This window comes from Kitasatospora sp. NPDC001132, assembly GCF_053598415.1.
Genome location: NZ_JBSFKF010000030.1, coordinates 22,687 through 41,433 on the forward strand (window position 1 = coordinate 22,687; position 18,747 = coordinate 41,433).

General features: G+C 73.5%; 20 protein-coding genes and 1 riboswitch. Of the genes, 12 read left to right on the forward strand and 8 right to left on the reverse strand.

Annotated features, from left to right (window positions below; all coding sequences use genetic code 11):
• The first annotated feature begins 56 nt into the window (after positions 1–56).
• The 6 genes from folP (at position 57) to ACWDBE_RS30240 (ending at position 4,652) form a co-directional block, all read left to right on the forward strand.
• Entirely contained in the window at positions 57–938 is an 882-nt protein-coding gene (folP, locus tag ACWDBE_RS30215; protein ID WP_392882584.1) for a dihydropteroate synthase, read from the forward strand.
• A gap of 67 nt (positions 939–1,005) precedes the next feature.
• Complete coding sequence (locus ACWDBE_RS30220; RefSeq protein WP_449792237.1) at positions 1,006–1,446, forward strand: nuclear transport factor 2 family protein; 441 nt, start codon at positions 1,006–1,008, stop codon at positions 1,444–1,446.
• 246 nt (positions 1,447–1,692) lie between these two features.
• A complete protein-coding gene (gene folB / locus ACWDBE_RS30225; RefSeq protein ID WP_392882701.1) occupies positions 1,693–2,052 on the forward strand; it encodes a dihydroneopterin aldolase in 360 nt (119 codons plus the stop codon).
• A gap of 43 nt (positions 2,053–2,095) precedes the next feature.
• Positions 2,096–2,686 (forward strand): 2-amino-4-hydroxy-6-hydroxymethyldihydropteridine diphosphokinase, encoded by a 591-nt coding sequence (gene folK, locus ACWDBE_RS30230; RefSeq protein ID WP_449792238.1) that lies wholly within the window; start codon positions 2,096–2,098, stop codon positions 2,684–2,686.
• Between the two features lie 224 nt (positions 2,687–2,910).
• Positions 2,911–3,399 carry a DUF3180 domain-containing protein gene (locus ACWDBE_RS30235; RefSeq protein WP_449792239.1) on the forward strand — a complete coding sequence of 163 codons (489 nt, stop codon included), beginning with the start codon at positions 2,911–2,913 and terminating at the stop codon, positions 3,397–3,399.
• Between the two features lie 143 nt (positions 3,400–3,542).
• Entirely contained in the window at positions 3,543–4,652 is a 1,110-nt protein-coding gene (locus ACWDBE_RS30240; RefSeq protein WP_449809587.1) for a hypothetical protein, read from the forward strand.
• A gap of 94 nt (positions 4,653–4,746) precedes the next feature.
• Here the strand turns inward: ACWDBE_RS30240 and ACWDBE_RS30245 are convergent, their stop codons facing one another.
• Both ACWDBE_RS30245 and ACWDBE_RS30250 read right to left on the reverse strand, forming a co-directional pair.
• Entirely contained in the window at positions 4,747–5,322 is a 576-nt protein-coding gene (locus tag ACWDBE_RS30245) for a TerD family protein (protein ID WP_449792241.1), read from the reverse strand.
• Between the two features lie 134 nt (positions 5,323–5,456).
• A complete protein-coding gene (locus ACWDBE_RS30250; RefSeq protein ID WP_449792242.1) occupies positions 5,457–5,954 on the reverse strand; it encodes a hypothetical protein in 498 nt (165 codons plus the stop codon).
• 135 nt (positions 5,955–6,089) lie between these two features.
• Here ACWDBE_RS30250 and arfB point away from each other — a divergent pair, with 135 nt between their 5' ends.
• The gene (arfB, locus tag ACWDBE_RS30255; protein ID WP_392882569.1) at positions 6,090–6,524 is read left to right on the forward strand and encodes an alternative ribosome rescue aminoacyl-tRNA hydrolase ArfB; all 435 of its coding nucleotides are present in this window, start codon (positions 6,090–6,092) and stop codon (positions 6,522–6,524) included.
• Between the two features lie 40 nt (positions 6,525–6,564).
• Here the strand turns inward: arfB and ACWDBE_RS30260 are convergent, their stop codons facing one another.
• Positions 6,565–7,092, reverse strand: a complete 528-nt coding sequence (locus tag ACWDBE_RS30260; RefSeq protein WP_449792243.1) for a flavin reductase family protein — start codon at positions 7,090–7,092, stop codon at positions 6,565–6,567.
• Between the two features lie 371 nt (positions 7,093–7,463).
• Between ACWDBE_RS30260 and ACWDBE_RS30265 the strand changes: the two genes are divergently transcribed.
• Both ACWDBE_RS30265 and ACWDBE_RS30270 read left to right on the forward strand, forming a co-directional pair.
• Positions 7,464–9,248 carry a diguanylate cyclase domain-containing protein gene (locus ACWDBE_RS30265; RefSeq protein ID WP_449809588.1) on the forward strand — a complete coding sequence of 595 codons (1,785 nt, stop codon included), beginning with the start codon at positions 7,464–7,466 and terminating at the stop codon, positions 9,246–9,248.
• 152 nt (positions 9,249–9,400) lie between these two features.
• Entirely contained in the window at positions 9,401–10,411 is a 1,011-nt protein-coding gene (locus ACWDBE_RS30270; RefSeq protein ID WP_449792245.1) for a hypothetical protein, read from the forward strand.
• A 72-nt stretch (positions 10,412–10,483) separates the two neighbouring features.
• On the opposite strand, the gene nagA is transcribed toward ACWDBE_RS30270, so the two are convergent.
• On the reverse strand, positions 10,484–11,680 hold the full coding sequence (nagA, locus tag ACWDBE_RS30275) for an N-acetylglucosamine-6-phosphate deacetylase (RefSeq protein ID WP_449809589.1): 1,197 nt from the start codon (positions 11,678–11,680) through the stop codon (positions 10,484–10,486).
• Positions 11,677–12,624 (reverse strand): ROK family protein, encoded by a 948-nt coding sequence (locus ACWDBE_RS30280; protein ID WP_449809590.1) that lies wholly within the window; start codon positions 12,622–12,624, stop codon positions 11,677–11,679. The genes nagA and ACWDBE_RS30280 overlap by 4 nt, the downstream gene beginning before the upstream one ends.
• Positions 12,625–12,948: 324 nt before the next feature.
• On the opposite strand from ACWDBE_RS30280, the gene ACWDBE_RS30285 reads away from it, so the two are divergent.
• Entirely contained in the window at positions 12,949–14,229 is a 1,281-nt protein-coding gene (locus tag ACWDBE_RS30285; RefSeq protein WP_449809591.1) for an extracellular solute-binding protein, read from the forward strand.
• Between the two features lie 47 nt (positions 14,230–14,276).
• Here ACWDBE_RS30285 and ACWDBE_RS30290 read toward each other — a convergent pair whose 3' ends face one another.
• Positions 14,277–14,627 (reverse strand): cupin domain-containing protein, encoded by a 351-nt coding sequence (locus ACWDBE_RS30290; protein WP_392882550.1) that lies wholly within the window; start codon positions 14,625–14,627, stop codon positions 14,277–14,279.
• A 102-nt stretch (positions 14,628–14,729) separates the two neighbouring features.
• Here ACWDBE_RS30290 and ACWDBE_RS30295 point away from each other — a divergent pair, with 102 nt between their 5' ends.
• On the forward strand, positions 14,730–14,957 hold the full coding sequence (locus ACWDBE_RS30295; RefSeq protein ID WP_449792704.1) for a DUF3263 domain-containing protein: 228 nt from the start codon (positions 14,730–14,732) through the stop codon (positions 14,955–14,957).
• 101 nt (positions 14,958–15,058) lie between these two features.
• Positions 15,059–15,898, forward strand: coding sequence for a trehalose-phosphatase (gene otsB, locus ACWDBE_RS30300; protein WP_449792705.1), 840 nt, complete (start codon positions 15,059–15,061; stop codon positions 15,896–15,898).
• Here otsB and ACWDBE_RS30305 read toward each other — a convergent pair.
• Positions 15,885–17,351 carry an alpha,alpha-trehalose-phosphate synthase (UDP-forming) gene (locus tag ACWDBE_RS30305; RefSeq protein ID WP_449792706.1) on the reverse strand — a complete coding sequence of 489 codons (1,467 nt, stop codon included), beginning with the start codon at positions 17,349–17,351 and terminating at the stop codon, positions 15,885–15,887. The genes otsB and ACWDBE_RS30305 overlap by 14 nt on opposite strands.
• A 97-nt stretch (positions 17,352–17,448) precedes the next feature.
• A complete protein-coding gene (locus tag ACWDBE_RS30310) occupies positions 17,449–18,486 on the reverse strand; it encodes a glucosyl-3-phosphoglycerate synthase (RefSeq protein WP_449809592.1) in 1,038 nt (345 codons plus the stop codon).
• 111 nt (positions 18,487–18,597) lie between these two features.
• Positions 18,598–18,732: riboswitch (SAM riboswitch) on the forward strand.
• Positions 18,733–18,747 lie beyond the last annotated feature (15 nt).

The window sequence follows — 18,747 nt, forward strand, 5'->3', positions numbered from 1 at the left end:
CGCCGGTACGGAACGGGGCCCCCGCCGAGAACCCTCGGCGGGGGCCCCGTTCGATAATGGGAAGCATGAACGATTCGCCGTCTTTCTCCCTGCCGGCCGGCCTGCCGCGACTGGAGCGCTGTGCCGTGATGGGCGTTGTCAACGTCACGCCCGACTCCTTCTCGGACGGCGGGATGTGGCACGACCCGGCCAAGGCGATCGCGCACGGCCTCGCGCTGCGGGCCCGCGGCGCTGACCTGGTGGACGTCGGCGGCGAGTCCACCCGGCCGGGCTCGCAGCGGGTGCCCGAGGAGGAGGAGCTGCGCCGGGTGATCCCGGTGGTGCGCGAGCTCTCCGACGCCGGGGTGATGGTCTCCGTGGACACCATGCGCGCCTCGGTCGCCGAGCGGGCCGTCGAGGCCGGTGCCGTGATCGTCAACGACGTCTCCGGCGGGCTCGCCGACCCGGCGATGGCCCGGGTGGTCGCCGAGACCGGCGCCCCCTTCGTGGTGATGCACTGGCGCGGGCAGTCCGCCGACATGGACCGGCTGGCCGTCTACGACGACGTGGTCCGGGACGTGGTGACCGAACTGACCGACCGGGTGGACGCGCTGCTGGCCGCCGGGGTCAAGGAGGACCAGGTGATCCTCGACCCGGGGCTCGGCTTCGCCAAGACCTCCGAGCACAACTGGGCGCTGCTCGGCCGGCTGGACGCGCTCACCGCGCTCGGCCGTCCCGTGCTCGTGGCGGCTTCGCGCAAGCGGTTCCTGGGTACGCTGCTCGCCGACCCGGCAACCGGGGAACTGCGCCCGGCCCGGGAGCGCGACGACGCGACGGCCGCGGTGTCGGTGCTGTCTGCCCGGGCCGGAGCCTGGGCGGTGCGGGTGCACGACGTGTCCGGCACGGCGGATGCCGTCCGGGTCGTCGCGGCCTGGCAGCACGCGGCGCGGTCGGTGTGAGGGAGGGTCTGTGACAGGTGACGGCAGGTTGAGCGGCGGTACCGCCGGGCGGGCTCGCGAGGCGGACGTGGAGGCCGTGCTCGCGGCGAACCGGGGGCTCTACGAGGCACTGGAACGGGGGGACCTGGAAGCGGTCGAGGACGCCTGGCTGGGCGCCGCCGACGCCGACGACAAGGGCGGGGTGGTGTGCGTGCACCCGGGCTGGCCGGTCCTGCGCGGCCGCGCCCAGGTGACCCGTTCGTACATGCTGATCATGATGAACACGGAGTACATCCAGTTCTTCCTGACCGATGTCGAGGCCGAGGTGAACGGGGATGTGGCCCTTGTCACGTGCACGGAGAACATCCTGTCCGGCGGTGAGTCGGAAGAGGAGGGGGAACTCGGGCCACTGGTCGGCGGAAAGGTCGTGTCGACGAATCTGTTCCGTCGCACCCCGGCCGGGTGGAAGCTCTGGTCGCATCACGGCTCACCCGTTCTGACCAGCGGGGACGACGACGAGGAGAGCTGATTCCGGCGGCCGCGGAAATGCGCTGCCGAGAAGTCGCCGGGAATTTCCGAGTGGTCACCGAACGTTCACGTCAATCGCCATATCGGCGCGCGTGGCGTCGGTTCGTGCCGGGTAGGACGGTCAGGCGTTGTCCGTGCTCGCGGGTAGATTCGAAACGGAGTGGCGGGCGTGCTGCCCGCCTTCGCCCTGCCCGTCCATGCCTTTCTCCGGGTGGGGCCCGTCCGACTGGGAGCAGTGATTCGTTTGCTGGACCGCGTCACCCTGCGGGGGCTGCGAGCCCGGGGCCACCACGGCGTCTTCGAGCGCGAGCGCGTCGAGGGGCAGACCTTCGTGGTCGACCTCGTGCTCTACCTGGACACCCGCCCCGCCGCGGCCGGAGACGACCTCACCCGCACCGCGCACTACGGCCTGGTGGCGGAGGAGGTCACCGCGATCATCGCCGGGGAGCCGGTCGACCTGATCGAGACGCTGGCCCAGCGCATCGCCGACCAGTGCCTGAAGCACGATGCGGTCGAGGAGGTCGAGGTCACCGTGCACAAGCCGGACGCCCCGATCACCGTGCCGTTCGACGACGTGACCGTGACCATCCACCGGGGCCGCGCATGACCCCCACCGCGCGCCCGGTACCCGATGCAGAGGGATTTCTTCGATGAACAGCAGCGACACGCCGAACGCGTTCGACCTGGAGAGCCGGGTGGACTCCGCCGACACCACGCTGCACAGCCAGCGGTGCGCGGTGATCGCGCTCGGCAGCAACCTGGGCAACCGGCTGGACACCCTCCAGGGCGCCGTCGACGCGCTCGCCGACACCCCGGGGCTGAAGATCAAGGCCGTCTCCGCGGTGTACGAGACCGAGGCCGTCGGCGGCCCCGAGGAGCAGCCGAACTACTACAACGCGGTCGTGGTGCTGCAGACCTCGCTGCCCCCGCGGGACCTGCTGGAGCGCGGCAACGCCATCGAGGACGCCTTCGGGCGGGTGCGGACCGTCCACTGGGGCCCGCGCACCCTGGACGTCGACATCCTGGCCTACGAGGGCGTGCTGAGCGACGACCCGCAGCTGCTGCTGCCGCACCCGCGCTCGCACGAGCGGGCCTTCGTGCTCGCCCCCTGGCTGGACGCCCAGCCGGAGGCCGAGGTGCCCGGGCACGGGCGGGTGGAGGCGCTGCTGACGGCGCTGGGCGGCCCCGACGCTCAGGGCGTGAAGCGCCGCGACGACATCCGGCTGACGCTGCCGGAGTGAGGCCGTAGCAGGGCCGCCGCGGGGCCGGGGGAGCCCCGCGGGGGCCGGGCGGCCGGGGCCGTCGCCCGGGGAACTCGACCGGGGGCCCGGCCGTACGAGTAGGTGACCGTCGTCGGCGCGGGTGTCCGCCCGGCCCGGCCCGGCCCGGTACGGTGGCTTGGCGTCGCCGCGCCGGGCCGCCGGGCGGTCGGCCGGTTCTGGTACCCGGGAAGGACCTCCTCCGCGTGAAGCTGCTTCGCCTCCGTCTGCTGATCGGCATCACCGCCGCCACGACGGCGCTGTCCTGGGCCGGCTCCAAGCTGTGGGCCTCCGTGGACACGCTGCCGGCCGTTCCGGCCGCGGCGCCGGTGGTGCTGGCGGCGGTGGCCGTGATCCTGCTGGCGACCGCGCTGTCGCTGCGGGCCCGGCTGAAGGCGGTGCGCGAGCGGCAGCCCGGGGCGAAGGGGGTCGACCCGCTGCTGGCGGCCAGGGCGGTGGTGCTGGGGCAGGCCAGCGCGCTGGTGTCGTCGGTGGTCACCGGGATCTACGCGGGGGCCGGGATCTACCTGCTGGGCGAGCTGGACGTGCCGGCCCGCAAGGACCAGGCCGTGACGGCCGGGCTCGCGGTGCTGGCGGGGGCCGCGGTGATCGCGGCGGCGCTCTGGATCCAGCACGTGTGCAAGCTGCCGGAGGACCACGACGACCCGGGCGGTCCGGCGGCGTCGCACCGCTGAGACCGCCGGGGCCTCGTTGAGCAGGGCTTTCTTCGTGATCTTGGGTGAGAATCCGGGCACGTGCGGTAAAAACCGCCCCCTGTCAAGGGCGGAAGGGGACCCTGGGCTGACACGCCCCCAATTCGCACGCTAGTTTCTTGGACATGTCTCGCGGACGCCACCGTCATTCCTCCGTCCTCGGCCGGGTCTTTCCCCCCACCGCCGCCGGCGTGCTGCTGGTCGCCGCGCTGGCCGCGCTGCTTTTCAGTCAGGACACCGTCCTGGTGCGCTCGGTGGGCGTCGCAGCGGTGATCGCGACGCTCGGCTTCGCGCTGCTGCTGCGCCAGCGGGACAAGGCGGCCCGGGCGGCCGCCGAGATGTCCTCGGCGCAGCGGCTGCGCGCCGAGGAGCGGTTCGAGGAGCAGCTGGCCGAGGCCGAGTACGCGGCGGAGGTCGCCGAGGAGCGCGCCACCCGGTTCGGGCGGCGGCTGACGGCGGAGAAGTCGCGGCTGGCGAAGGCCGAGACCGAGATCGCTCGGCTGCTGCGCGAGCGGGCCGTGACGGTGGCCGAGCAGGCGCTCAAGGAGGCCGAGGCGGCCCAGCGGGCGCTCGCCGCGAGCCGTCCGAAGTACCCGGCCAGCCCGGCGGCGTACGTGCGGGCGGCGGCCGTGCTGCGGCAGCTGGAGCGCCGTGCGGCGGAGCAGGAGGCCCAGCGGGCGCGGACGGCGGGCGCGGAGGTGGCTCTGCGGGCGCGTACGGCGCCGGCGCCGACTGCGGTGCCCGCCCCGGTGGCCGTACCGGCTCCGGTGGCGCCCTCGGTGCCCACGCCGGAGCAGGCACCGGCGGCCCAGCCGCCGGTGCGTCCGGCGCCGGTGCGTCCGGCGCTGACCGCGACGGTGGGTCAGCTCGGCGGGACGCCCGCCGCGCCCGCCGCGCCCGCCGCGGCGCCCGCGCCGGCCGAGCGGCAGCGGCCGCGGCCGGCCCAGTCCGGGCAGGCGCGCGGGCAGGGCTTCAGCTTCTTCGGCCGCGGCTCGGCCGCCCCGGCGCGCCCGGCGGCTCCGGCACCGGCCGTGGGCAGCGTCGCCGAGCTGGGGGAGCGCGCCGACCTGGCGGACGTGGTGGGCGACGAGGCGGTGGCCGCGAAGGCCGAGGCCGACGCCCGGGCGTCGGCCTCGGCCGAGCGGCCGGAGCAGGGCGCGCCGGCTGTGGTGGACCTGACGCCGGAGGACGAGACCGAGCTGATCCAGCTGCCGGAGCTGCGCGCCTCGCGCTGAGGGTGCCGGGCCCGACGGGCCCCGGAACCGAGAACCGCGGCGCGGGAGGTCGGACGGACCGACTTCCCGCGCCGCGGTGTTTTCCGCGGGTGCGTCAGATCTGGACGCCGAAGTCCTGGGCGATGCCCGCCAGGCCGGAGGCGTAGCCCTGGCCGACGGCGCGGAACTTCCACTCCCCGCCGTTGCGGTAGAGCTCGCCGAAGATCATCGCGGTCTCGGTGGCGGCGTCCTCGGAGAGGTCGTAGCGGGCGATCTCGGAGCCGCCGGCCGCGTTCACCACGCGGATGTAGGCGTTGCGGACCTGGCCGAAGTTCTGGCCGCGGGCGACGCCGTCGTAGATGGTGACCGGGAAGGTGATCTTGACGGCCTCGGCCGGCAGGCCGGCCAGGTTGACGTTGATCGACTCGTCGTCGCCCGCACCCTCGCCGGTGCGGTTGTCACCGGTGTGCACGACGGTGTTGTCCGGCGTGCTGGTGTTGTTGAAGAAGACGAAGTGGGCGTTGGACAGCACCTTGCCGTCCGCGTTCAGGACGATCGCGCTGGCGTCGAGGTCGAACTCGGCGCCGGTCGTGGTGCGGACGTCCCAACCCAGGCCGACGGAGACCGCGGACAGGCCGGGGGCCTCCTTGGTCAGCGAGACGTTGCCACCCTTGGAGAGGCTCACTGGCATGACGATTGCAGTCCCTTCGTTGCTCTCGTTCGCTATTTCCCGGGACAACGCAATAGTCCGGGGGCTTGGTTCCGCAGAGCCCGTGAATTCTTCGTGGGCGCCAATCGGCTGGCAAAGCCCCGGCAAAGCCGGTGTCAGATCCGGCGGAACCGTCCCTGCAGCGTCCAGATGTTCGGGTTGTCGGCCAGACCGGGGTGCATGTCGAAGAGGTCGGCCAGGGTGTCCTGGAGGAAGTCCCGGGCCTCGCGCCGCAGTTCGCCGTGCCGGACGACCACCGGCGGCTCGTCCGGCAGCCAGGTGGCGGTGACCTCGACCCAGTTGAAGCGGCGGGCGAAGCGCAGCAGCTCGGTGTTCTGGGTGAAGTCGAGGTCGGCGGTCTGCACCCGGGCGGCCCGGACGCCGTCCGGGTCACGGTCCAGCAGCTCGGCGATGTCGCACAGCGCCCACGCGAAGTCGAGCACCGGCACCCAGCCCCAGGCGGTGGACAGCTCCGAGCCCTCGCCGTCCAGGTAGACGTCGCCGCAGAACAGGTCGTACCGCAGGGCGTGCACGGACGCGGTGCGGTAGTCCGTCTGCGGGGGGTCGGGGAAACGGTTGGAGAGGGAGTAGCCGAGCTCGATCACGTACGCCATTGTCGGGGCTCCGGACGCACGGGGGGAACCGGGGCCGGACGGGCGACGGGGTCCGCGGGCCGCGCCGCCCGGAGCCGGAGGGGCGGGGGCGAATAACGGCGTGACCGGGTGGGCCGGGCGCGGGATGATGGACGCATGTCCGAGCCCATCCGCGTACGGGGGTCGGTGGTCGTCCCCGACGCCGAGCTCGTCTGGCGCTTCTCGCGTTCCTCAGGCCCCGGCGGCCAGCACGTCAACACCTCCGACTCCAAGGCCGAGCTGCGCTTCGACCTGGCGTCGACCAAGGCGCTGCCCGAGGTCTGGCGCGAGCGCGCGCTGGAGCGGCTGGCCGGTCGGCTGGTGGACGGCCGGGTGCTGGTGGTCCAGGCCTCGGAGTTCCGCTCGCAGTGGCGCAACCGGGAGGCGGCCGCGGCCCGGCTGTCGGCGCTGCTGAGCGAGGCGTGCGCACCGCCGCCGAAGACCCGGCGGGCGACCAGGCCGAGCCGGGGGATGGTCGAGCGGCGGCTGTACAACAAGCGGCACCGCTCGGAGCTGAAGCAGGGCCGTCGGGCGCCGCGGGGCGGCGAGTAGACGCGCCTGGGCGGACGGGCCGTAGCCGAGCGGACGCGCCCTAGCCGAGGGTGCGGTAGCCGCCGCGGAAGTAGAGCAGCGGGCGGCCGCCGGGGTCGGGCACCACGGCCTCCAGGACGCGGCCGAGCAGCAGGGTGTGGTCCCCGGCCGGTATCCGCTGTTCGGTGCGGCACTCGACGGTGGCCAGCGCCCCGGCGATCAGCGGGGCGTCGGTGTGCGGGCCGCGGTGGTGCGGGGTGTCCGCGAACAGCAGCCGGTCGCTGAGCCGGCCCTTCATGGCGAACCGGGAGCCGAGCGTCTTCTGCCCCTCGGCCAGCACAGAGACCGCCCAGGTGTCCGCCCGGGAGAGCACGTCGTCCATCCGGGAGTCCTCGCGGACCGAGATCAGCACCAGCGGCGGCTCCAGCGACACCGAGAGGAAGGACGTGGCGGTCATGCCGGCGTCCTCGCCGTCCTCCGGGTCGTGGACGGTCACCAGACTCACGCCGGCGGCGAGCTGGGAGAGGGCAGCCCGGAACTCGTCGGGCGTGGCGTGGGGGGCAGCTTCGGGCTGCGGGGACGGGTACACGTACCGCACGGTAGTCGTCACCTGGGAGAAACGGCATCGGGCCTTGGTCGTAGGACCGGAGGTCAGGCCGAAGGGTTGCGCTCGGTGGCCGAACTCACCCGCAGGAGTGAAGCGGCCGCAGTGGCGGGCGCACTGGGCTTCAGCCCGCGGCCAATGCGGTCGACCACCAGAAATGTTCCGATGGCGCTTTATGTCCCGCTATGGGACAGATGAACTGATTAAGGGCGCATTAGTGTCGTGTGATTTAAGTCACAAGTGATGGCCTATTGCTGACCGAGCGTGCCGAGCGCTGTGCTCCCTGTGATTCAGTTCTTCTGGCAATCGGACGATAACCAATCAAGAACTATCCGAAGCAGCCGGGGAGCCCCCGCATGGAAGCCGAGTCGGAGCCGTACGTCCGTCTCGCGACCCTCCGCACCTTGCACCGGGTCGTGGCGGACCTCAACGCTGCCCGCAGCCTCGCTGGCACGCTCCAGGCCGTTGTCGAAGGCGCGGTGCACGGGCTCGGCTTCGACGCCGCCGCGGTCAGCCTGGTCCGGCCGGACGGCGACCTGGTGGTGGCGGCCGTCTGGGAGCTGGAGGAGAGCCCGATGGGCGGCCCCTCCGTCCTGCTCGGCCAGGTCGGCTCCCGGGAGTCCTGGGACCGGCTGCTCGGCGTCAGCGACCACTGGGGCACCCTGCGCTTCCTGCCGTACGACCGCGGCTGGGCCGTCGCCAGCGACATCCCGCGCTGGATCGGGGACGGTCCGCTGCCGGTGTACGCCAACGACTGGCACCCCGCCGACGGGCTGCTCGCCCCGATGTACAGCGCCGGCGGCGACCTCCTCGGCGTCCTCTCGGTGGACCGGCCGCGCAGCGGCAAGCGGCCGGGGGCGTGGACCCGCGAGGCGCTGGAGATGTTCTCGCTGCAGGCCTCCATCGCGATCGGCAACGCCCGGCTGCGGGCCGAGATGCAGCGCGCGCTGGCCCGCCTTGAGAAGGAGCAGCAGGCGCTGCGGGCCAGCGAGGAGAGCTTCCGCCAGGCGTTCGAGTACGCGCCCAGCGGGATGGCGATCACCGAGCTGCACGGTGCCGGGCGCGGCCAGCTGACCAGGGTCAACGACGCGCTCTGCCGGCTGCTCGGCCGGCCCCGGGCGGTGCTGCGCCAGCAGAGCTTCGCCGACCTCGTGCACCCCGAGGACCGGGCGCTGCTGGAGCGCACCAGCGCCGAGAGCGGCCGCGCCGAGCTGCGGCTGTCCCGGCGGGACGGCGGCTACCAGTGGGTCTGCCTGCGCAACTCGATCGTCGCGGACGCGGCCGAGGGCCCGAGCTTCCTGCTCACCCACGTCGAGGACATCGAGGACCGCAAGCGGCACGAGTTCCAGCTCGCCCACCGGGCCAGCCACGACGCGCTCACCGGGCTGCCGAACGGCGCCGAGCTCAAGGCCAGGCTGGCCCGCCGGCTCTGCGCCCAGCCGCAGCCGGTCGGCGCCGCCGGCCAGGTCGAGGTGGCCTACCCCCAGCCGTACGGCTACCCGGCCGACTCCTACGCCGTGCACAGGGAGTACGCCGGGGCGCAGGGGGCGGACCCGTACGCCGGGGCGGTGCACGGCTACGGGACGTACGAGGGCGTGCCGGGCGGGATCGGCCCGGGCTACGGGGAGCACGTGCACGCGGTGGTCCCCGCCGAGTACGGGCCGGGCGGCGAGGCCTGGTCGGTGCCGTTCCGCTCCGGCGGCGCGGCGGTGGTGGAGAAGGGGCTCGCGGTGATCTTCTGCGACCTGGACGGCTTCAAGTCGATCAACGACCGGTTCGGCCACAACGCGGGTGACGCGGTGCTGGTCGAGGTCGCCCAGCGGCTGAGCCAGGCGGTCCGGGACGGCGACACGGTGGCCCGGCTCGGCGGTGACGAGTTCGTGGTGCTGGCCGACGGGATCGGCCGCGAGGAGGCCAAGGACCTCGCCCACCGGCTGCGGGGCGCCATCATCCCGCCGATGCGGATCGACGGCCGGGCGATGCGGGTGGGGGTGAGCCTCGGGGTCGGCTGGGCCGGCTGCGGGATGAGCATCGAGGAGGTGCTGCACACCGCGGACGAGCGGATGTACGACGAGAAGCGGGCCCGGGGCGGGGCGGTGCGCGGGGCGCGGGGCGAGCGCTCGCACCGGCGCGCGGGCTGAGCGGGCGCCGAGCACGGCGGGTGCGGGCTCCGGTCCCGCCAGGTTACCGGTGAGTTGTCAAGGGGTCTTTTCCCGCTGTCACGTACGGCAGGTAGGGTTCCCGGTACGACAGCGTCCATGATCTGTGCCGCCCGCAGCCGGCGGTGCACCGGATGGGGGAGCAGACCACCGTGACGACCGCCGGCAGCAACGGAGTGCCCGAGGGCCAGGGGGGCGGTGCCCCGCAGGACGACGACCCGTTCGGCTACCTCTACCGCCCGGCCGACGGTTCCACCGGGCAGCCGGCCGAGCCGCAGCAGGGGGTCCCGCGCACGCCGTACAGCCGTCCGATGGAGGTCGGGCGCGCGCAGTACGGCTACCCGCCGCGAGCTCAGCAGCAGCAGCCGTACGGCCCGCAGGGCGGTCAGCCGCAGGGGTACCCGGGCGGCCAGCCGCAGGCCCCGTACGGCGGCCAGCCCGGCCAGCCGCAGCAGCCCGAGTACGGTGCCGTGCCCGCCCAGCAGACCCGCTACGCGGAGCACTCCCGGCCGCAGCCGGGGGAGGAGCCCCGCAGCAGCGGCCGCAGCAAGGGCGCGGTGATCGGCGCGGTGGCCGTGGTCGCGGCGATAGCGATCGGGGCCGGCATAGCGCTCTCCACCGGGGACCCGGACGACAAGGGCGGCAAGGGCGGGGTCGCGACCGCCGCACCGCCGGCCCCCACCACCCCGGCTCCGACGGCCACGTCCCCGAGCGCCGCCCCGTCGGCGAGCACCGCCGCGATCACCGGCCCGACGAACGTGGACGCCGGCCAGTTCCAGGCGCAGAACGCGCCGGTGGGCAACAGCGTCAAGGGTGCCAAGTCGGCCGACGGCAGCTACCTGACGCTGCAGCCGGGCGGCTCGGTGACCTGGACCGGCGAGATCGCCACGGCCGGGACGTACAAGCTGTCCGTGCACTACAACTACACGGGCGCCGACATCAAGGGCAGCGCCGTGGTGAACGGCAAGGACTGGCCGAGCGGGGTGACCTACAAGATCTACGGGGCGCCCCCCAAGGACCAGACCTCCGCCTGGTTCTCCACCTGGATACTCCCGCAGTTCCAGGCCGGGACGAACTCGGTGACCTTCACGGTGCCCTCCGGGCCGGTCCTGATCGACCAGATCACCATCGAGCCGAGCGGCTGACGCCGCCCCGGACGCGACACGGCCGCCCGTCCCCTCCCGGGGGCGGGCGGCCGTCGTGTCGGCGGGCTCCGGTCAGTCGGCCTTCACGGGCCGGAACCGCTCGCCGCCGAGGACCCACCGGCCGCGGCGCATCACGGCGACCAGGTCGTAGCCCTCGGAGTCGACCACGACCAGGTCGGCGAGCTTGCCGGCCTCCAGCGAGCCGATCGAGTCGCTCAGACCGAGCAGCCGGGCCGGGGTGGCGGACAGCGACTCGACGGTCTGGTTCAGGCTCAGCCCGTTGACGGTGACCGAGCGCTTGAACGCCACGTCCAGGGTGAGGGTGGAGCCGGCGATCGCGCCGCCCTCGACCAGCCGGGCCACGCCGTCCTTGACGTCGACCTGGAGCGGGCCGAGCGGGTAACGGCCGTCGCCCATGCCGGCCGCGCCCATGGCGTCGGTGATCAGGGCGACGCGGGAGGGGCCGGCGGTGCCGTAGGCGAGGTCGAGGACGGAGGGGTGCAGGTGGACGCCGTCGTTGATCAGTTCGACGGTGACCCGCTCGTCCTCCAGCAGGGCCACGATCGGGCCGGGGGCGCGGTGGGCGATGCCGGGCATGGCGTTGAACAGGTGGGTGGCGACGGTGGCGCCGGCCTCGATCGCCTCCAGGGTGGTGGCGTAGTCGGAGTCGGTGTGGCCGACGGCGGCGATCACGCCGAGGTCGGCGAGCATCCGCACCGAGTCCAGGCCGCCGGGCAGTTCGGGGGCCAGGGTGACCATCCTGGCGTGGCCGCGGGCGGCGTCGACCAGCTTGCGCACCAGCGCCGGGTCGGGGTCCCGCAGCAGGTCGGGGCGGTGGGCGCCGCAGCGGCCAGGCGAGATGAACGGCCCCTCGAAGTGGATGCCGGCCAGGACGCCGTCCTCGACGAGTTCGGACAGGACGTGGGCCTGGCGGGCGAGGTCGTCGATCTCGCCGGTGACGGTGGAGGCCACCGTGGTGGTGGTGCCGTGCTCCAGGTGGGTGCGGGCGGCCAGCAGCGCCTCCTCGGCGATGCCGGAGGTGTACGAGGCACCGCCGCCGCCGTGGACGTGCAGGTCGACGAAGCCGGGCACGACGGTGTACCCGGTCAGGTCGAGGTCGCCGGGCTCGCTGTCGCCGCCACCCGCCCCGTTCCCGATGGCGGCGATGCGCTCGCCGTCGACGGTGAGGCGGCCGCCCTCGACGACGCCGCCGGGCAGGACCAGTCGGGCGCCGGCCAGGGCAGTACGGTCACGGTCCGCGGTGGTCACGCGGTCACCTCCAAGGTGAGCAGATCCCAGGCGAGCAGGCCCGCGCCCAGGGATGCGGCGGTGTCTTTGAGCATGGCGGGCACGACCTTCGGGGGCATTTGGAAGGTCAGTCGCTCGGCGACCGCCGCGCGCAGGGGGGTGAAGAGCGTGTCGGCGGCCTCGGCCAGCCCGCCGCCGACGATCACCGTCGACGGGTCGAGCAGGCTCTGGGCCAGGACGATGCCGTCCGCCAGGGCGTCGACGGCCCGCTGCCAGACCGCGACGGCACGGTCGTCCCCGGCGTCCACCGCGGCGGCGCAGGATGCCGCGTCGGCGTCGGGGTCGCTGCTGGCCTCGGCCCAGGCGCGGGAGACGGCGGAGGCGGAGGCCAGCGTCTCCAGGCAGCCGCGGGCGCCGCAGCCGCACAGCGGGCCGCCGGGGCGGACCACGACGTGGCCGATCTCGCCGCCGTAGCCGTGCGCGCCGGCCTCGATCCGGCCGTCGATGCCGATGGCGCCGGCGATGCCGGTGCCGAGGGCGATGAACAGGAAGCGGTCGACGCCCCGGCCGGCTCCGATCCGGCCCTCGGCCAGGCCGCCGGAACGCACGTCGTGGCCGAGGGCCACCGGCATCGCGCCGCCCTGCGGCCCGGCCAGGCGCTCGCCGAGCAGCTTGCGCAGCGGGAGGTCGCGCCAGCCGAGGTTGGCGGAGTAGACCGCGATGCCGTTCTTCTCGTCGATCGTGCCCGGGACGGCGACACCGGCCGCGAGCGGGGCGACGCCGAAGCGGCTGCGGCCCTCGTCCGCCAGGTCGGTGGCGAAGTCGAGGATGGCGGTGACGACGGCGTCGGTGCCGTGCTCCCGCCCGGTCGGTCGGCGTGCTTCGAACAGCACGGAGCCGTCCTGGGCGAGCAGCGCGGCCTTCATGCCGGTGCCGCCTACATCGAGTGCGATGACGTGCTTCACGGAGGACAGTTTCCCTTGGGCGGGTCGAAGAGGTCTAGTCCAGTTGTCGGATTGGTCTGGTCCATACTGGGTGAGCTTTGTCGCAGCTGCGCAGGTGTGCGGGGCTTTGCGCCGGGGCGCGGGGCCGGGTGCCGGAGCGGGTGCGGACCGGGGTGCGCGGGGGTTCTGTTGCGCATTGTGCAATGACTCAGAGCACTTCGATAACTACTCGGGCGGGCCCGGTCGGTGGTGTGGACCCGCGGTCGGCGGGTTTGGCAGTGTGGCGCGTCCCCTGCCGGAATCCCCCGTTCCGGCCGATTCGTCCCCCCGAAGGCGGTACCCGCGTTGAACAGGCGCGTCCACGTTCCCACCCGTGTGCTCGGCGGTGTGCTGGCCGGAACACTGGTCCTCATCGCGGCCAGTGCCTGCACCGGGCAGGACGACGGGCCCGTCACCCTCAAGCTGGTCGCGGCCGACTACGGGGAGAGCCCCGAGACCAACTCCCGGCACTACTGGGACGCGGTCGCCAGGGACTTCGAGGCGGCCAACCCCGGGATCAAGGTCAGCGTCGAGGTGGACAGCTGGACCGAGATCGGCAAGAAGGTCGAGGACATGATCGCGGCCGGCAAGTCGCCGGACCTGCTGCAGACCGGCGGCTTCGCCGACCAGGTGGCGGCGGAGCGGCTCTACCCGGCGTCCGACGTGCTCTCGGTGGAGACCCAGGCCAGGTTCCTGGAGACCTTCGCGCACGCCGGGCAGGTGCTCGGGACGCAGTACGGGATCCCGTTCGTCTCCTCGTCGCGGGTGCTCTTCTACAACAAGGCGATGTTCCGGCAGACCGGGATCGCCCAGCCGCCGGCCACCTGGAACGAGCTGCGGCAGGACGCGGAGAAGATCAAGGCCAAGGTGCCGGGGGTGACCCCGTATGGGCTGCCGCTGGGACCGGAGGAGGCGCCGGCCGAGTCGATGCTGTGGACGCTGAGCGGCGGCGGCAGCATCTCCGACGACGTCGGCAACTACACCATCGACAGCTCCCAGAACCAGGCGACCTTCAGCTGGCTGAAGAGCAACCTGGTGGCCACCGGGCTGACGTACCCGGACCCCGGCAAGATGAACCGCACCCCGGTGTTCCAGGACTTCGCCGCCGGGAAGGTGGCGATGCTGAACGGGCATCCGACGTTGCTGCGGATGGCGACCGCCGGGAAGGTCGAGTTCGGGACGGCGCCGATCCCGAAGCGGGACGGGCTCGGGCGCACGGGGAGTCTCGGGGTCGCGGACTGGATGATGGCGTTCAAGGCGAACGGGCACAAGAACGAGATCAAGAAGTTCCTGTCGTTCGTCTACGACAAGGACAACCAGCTGAAGTTCGACGAGCAGTACAACCTCCTGCCGGTCACCCAGGACGCGTTCGCGCAGATGTCGACGGACCCGAAGCACGAGGACCTCAAGCAGTTCGCGGTCGGGCTGACCAACGCGAGCTTCTACCCGTTCGGGGACCCGGCCTGGGGCGAGGTCAGCGACCGCATCAAGGCGGGGATCGGGCAGGCGGTGACGGGGGATCCGAAGCAGGTGCTCGGGGGGCTGCAGGACGCGGCCGTGAAGGAGGCGGCGGCGGTCCGCAAGTAGGGGCCGGGGCCGGGACCGGCCCCGGCCCGGGCGGGGTCGTCCGGCTCCTACGGGAGCGTGATGGCGTAGGCCTTGCGGAGGGTCTCGTGGACCGTCCAGGTGGTGCGGTCGCCCTCGCGCAGGACCGCGCAGTCGCCGGGGCCGACCTCCAGGGTCGGGCCGCCCTCGATCTCGATGGTGGCCCGGCCGCTGAGCACCACGAACATCTCGTCGGCCTCGACGTCGGTGACCACGCCGGGGGTGATCTGCCAGAGGCCGCGCAGGTGGCGGCCGTCGGCGGACTCGGACAGCACCCTGCCGGTGACCTCGGGGGTGCCGGAGACGATCTGGGAGGGGTCCAGCGGGTCGGGGTCGAGGTCGGCGGTCGGGATGTGCAGGGCGAAGCTGGGCGTGGTCATGGGAGTGACGTTAGTGCGGCCGGGGTGGCGGTGGGGCGAGCACTGTGTGTCGGGGTCGCGCGGGAGAATGACACTCCGTAGTGGCGGGCGGAGGTGTGCGCGGTGGGCGAGCTGAGTGAGCGGGAACGGGCGGTGCTGGCGCTGGAGGCGCGGCAGTGGCGTACGGCGGGGGCCAAGGAGCGGGCGATCCGGGAGGAGCTGGGGCTCTCCCCCACGCGGTACTACCAGGTGCTGAACGCTCTGCTGGACCGGGAGGAGGCGCTGGCGCACGCGCCGGTGCTGGTGAATCGGCTGCGGCGGGTGCGGGAGGCTCGGCGGGGGGCTCGCTGACCGGCTCGGTGATCGAGGGGGACTCTCGGGAAGGTGGGGCTCCCGCGCGCCCGCGGGCCGGGGGAGTGCGGAGCGGGGTGCTCCGGGGTAGGGGCTCCGGTATGGGCTTTGAAGAGATGTTCGTGCCGGCGACCGGGGCTGGGCGGGACGGGGTGCGGGCCGTTCTGGCGGCGCCCGGGGATGCCGTGATCGGGTTGGACTTCGACGGGACGTTGGCGCCGATCGTGGCGGATCCGGAGCGGGCGCGGGCGCATCCGGGGGTGGTGGGGGCGTTGCGGCGGCTGGCTCCGGTGGTGGGTGGCGTGGTGGTGGTGACCGGCCGGCCGGCCGGGGTGGCGGTGGAGTACGGGGGGTTCGCGGGGCTGCCGGGGGTGGTGGTGCTGGGGCACTACGGGGCCGAGCGGTGGGAGGGAGGGGAGCTGTCGGCGCCGGAGGCGCATCCGGGGGTGGCGCGGGTGCGGGAGGAGTTGCCGGGGGTGCTGGAGCGGGTGGGGGCGCCCGGGGGGACGTGGGTGGAGGACAAGGGGCGGGCGGTGGCCGTGCACACCCGGCGGACGGCGGCGCCGCAGGAGGCGTTGGAGCTGTTGCGGGCGCCGGTGGGGGAGTTGGCGGCCGAGTACGGGCTGGTGGTGGAGCCCGGTCGGCTGGTGCTGGAGCTGCGGCCGCCGGGGGTGGACAAGGGGGCGGCGCTGACCGGCTTCCTGCGGGAGCGGGGGGCCCGTTCGGTGCTCTACGCGGGGGACGACCTGGGGGACGTGGCGGCCTTCGCCGCGGTGGAGAAGCTGCGCGGCGAGGGTGTCGCGGGGGTGCTGGTGTGCGCCGGCGCGGTGGGGGACGCGCCGGTGCGGGAGCTGGCCGACCGGGCGGACCTGGTGGTCGCCGGGCCGGAGGGTGTGGTGGAGCTGTTGGGGGCCTTGGGGGACGCGCTCACAGCGCGTTGAGCTGGTCCAGGAACCACTGCTGCGGGGGGAGTGCGGTGGCCGCCGCCGCCAGGCGCTTGGTGCGGTCGGCGCGCTCCTCCGGGCTCATGGTGAGGCCGGCGTGGAGGGCGTCGGCGGTGGCGACGACGTCGTAGGGGTTGACGGTGAGGGCGTCGTCCTTGAGTTCGGCGTGGGCGCCGGCCTCGCGGGAGAGGACGAGGGCGCAGCCGCGGTCGGAGACCACGGGGACCTCCTTGGCGACCAGGTTCATGCCGTCGCGGATGGGGTTGACCAGGGCGACGTCGGCCAGCCGGTAGGCGGCGAGGGAGCGCGGGAAGTCGTCGTCGACGTGCAGGATCAGCGGTTGCCAGGTGGGGGTGGCGAATTCGGCGTTGACGGCCTCGGCGAGTTCCCGGACCCGTGCCGTGTAGTCGCGGTACTCGGCGAGGTCGGTGCGGGACGGGTAGGCGAAGGCGATGTGCACCACCCGGTCGTGCCACTGCGGGCGGGTGCGGAGCAGGTGCCGGTAGGCCAGCAGGCCGCGGACGATGTTCTTGCTCAGCTCGGTGCGGTCGACCCGGACGATGGTGCGGCGGTCGCCGACGGCCGCGCGGAGGGCGGCGAGGCGTTCGTCGACGTCGAGGCGGTGGGCGCGCTCACGCAGGAAGTCGGCGTCGGCGCCGAGGGCGTGCACGCCGAGGCGGGTGGTGCGGCCGTCGAGCGTGACGGAGAGCGCGTCGTGGTCGACGCCGGCGCCGAGGAGGTCCGCGCAGCAGGCGGCGAAGGCGCGGGCCCAGCGCTCGGTGAGGAAGCCGGCCCGGTCGGCGCCCAGGATGCCGGTGAGGACGGCCCGGGCGACGTCGTCGGGCAGCAGCCGGTAGTACTCGGGCGGGGCCCAGGGGGTGTGCGAGAAGTGGCCGATCCGCAGGTCGGGGCGGGCCTCCCGGAGCAGGGCCGGGACCAGGGAGAGGTGGTAGTCCTGGACGAGCACCGCGGCGTTCGGGGCGGCTTCGGCGGCCAGGGCTTCGGCGAAGGCCTCGTTGTAGGCCTGGTAGGCGGCCCACTCGGTGCGGAAGCCGGCGTCGAAGGCGGGGGCGGTGGGGGTCGCGTAGAGCAGGTGGTGGACGAACCAGAGGGTGGAGTTGGCGACGCCGTTGTAGGCGCGGGCGAAGGTCTGCGGGTCCAGGTCCAGCATCCGTACGGCCTGGCCGCCGACCGCGTGGCCGGCCAGGTCGAGGCGGCCGCGGGGGGCCCCGGCGGCGGCTCTGCGGTCGGAGTCGTCGAGGGCGGCACAGACCCAGACGGCGTTCGGGTCCTCGATGGCGGAGAGGCCGGAGACCAGGCCGCCGCCGCCCCGCCGCAGGGTCAGCGTGCCGTCGTCGGCGGTGCTGAAGGACACCGGTCCCCGGTTGGAGGCCACCAGGACGGGGGCGGTGCCGGTCGCGTTCGAACGGTTGGTCGTGAGATCGCCCATGGTTGGCATCTTGCCGGGGGCTCGGCGTGGCAAACCCGCGGGGCCTGTCTTCGAACCCCCGGCGTCGCCCCGCGGACGCGGGTTCGAGGACAGGCCCCTAATGACGGGTGGCGTATTCCGGCACGGTGTGCATCGGGGGGCGTTCCAGGGCGGTCACCGGGTGGGTGTGCGCGGTGAAGGCGCGGGTTTCCGGGTCGCGGGTGAACTGGGTGAGGTGGGGGTGGACGAGGTCGGCCGAGGCCTTGAGGCGGTGGGTGCGGTCGAGGCGTTCCAGGGCGGTCCGGTAGATGGTGGCGGCCATCCGGCCGAGGGCCTGGCCGTCCTGGTGGCGGTGGTGCCGGACGCCGACGTCCACCTGGGCCAGGGCGTCGAGGCCTGCCACTTCCAGGGCGTCGACCAGCAGGCCGAGTTCGACGCCGTAGCCGGTGGGGAAGGGCAGCCGTTCGAGCAGTGAGCGGCGGGCCGCGTACTCGCCGCCGAGGGGCTGGACGAAGCCGGCGAGTTCCGGCCAGTGGAGGTTGAGCAGGGGGCGGGCGACGAGTTCGGTGACCCGGCCGCCGCCGGCGGGCAGGACGGCGCCGTCCGACTCCAGCGGGCGGTCGTACATGGCCTTGACCAGCTGGATGGACTCGTCGGTGAGCAGCGGGCCGACGATGCCGGAGACGAAGGCCGGGTCGAACTCGCGCAGGTCGGCGTCGACGAAGCAGACGATGTCGCCGTGGGTGACCAGCAGGGAGCGCCAGAGCACCTCGCCCTTGCCGGGGACGGCGGGCAGCCGGGGGAGGATCCGGTCGCGGTGTTCCACCCTGGCGCCTGCCTCGGCGGCGACGGCGGCGGTGGCGTCGGTGGAGCCGGAGTCGACGACGACGAGTTCGTCGACGAGCGGGAGGCGTTCCATCAGCTCGCGGCGGACGGTGCGGACGATGTCGCCGACGGTGGCCTCCTCGTCCAGGGCGGGGAGGACCACGCTGACGGTGCGGCCGGTGCGTTCCTTGGCGTCGAGGAGGGTGCGGACCGGCCGGTCGGCCGCGCTCCAGGAGCGGCGGTGGAGCCAGGATGCCGCCTGCGGGAGGAGCTCGGGAGTCGGTTCGGCGGGCACGGAGGTCTCCTCGGCGGGGTCGGTGGAATCTGTCATCTCGCGTGGCGGACGGTCCCGTTCAGGATTGGCGCCTTCGGATACAGTCTTCGTACAGCGGTCGGACCTTCGCACGCCGGGGTCGCCGTTGAGCAGCACCACAATTTCACAAGCTCATCCAGAGGGACTGAGGGAACGGCCCGTTGACGTCCCGGCAACCTTCTCGCGCGGCTGTCGTCGACAGGCTCCGGCGGGACAGGTGCCAATTCCGGCCCGTGCGCGACCGCGCCACGGGGAAGATGAGGAGAGAGGCCTCGCCAT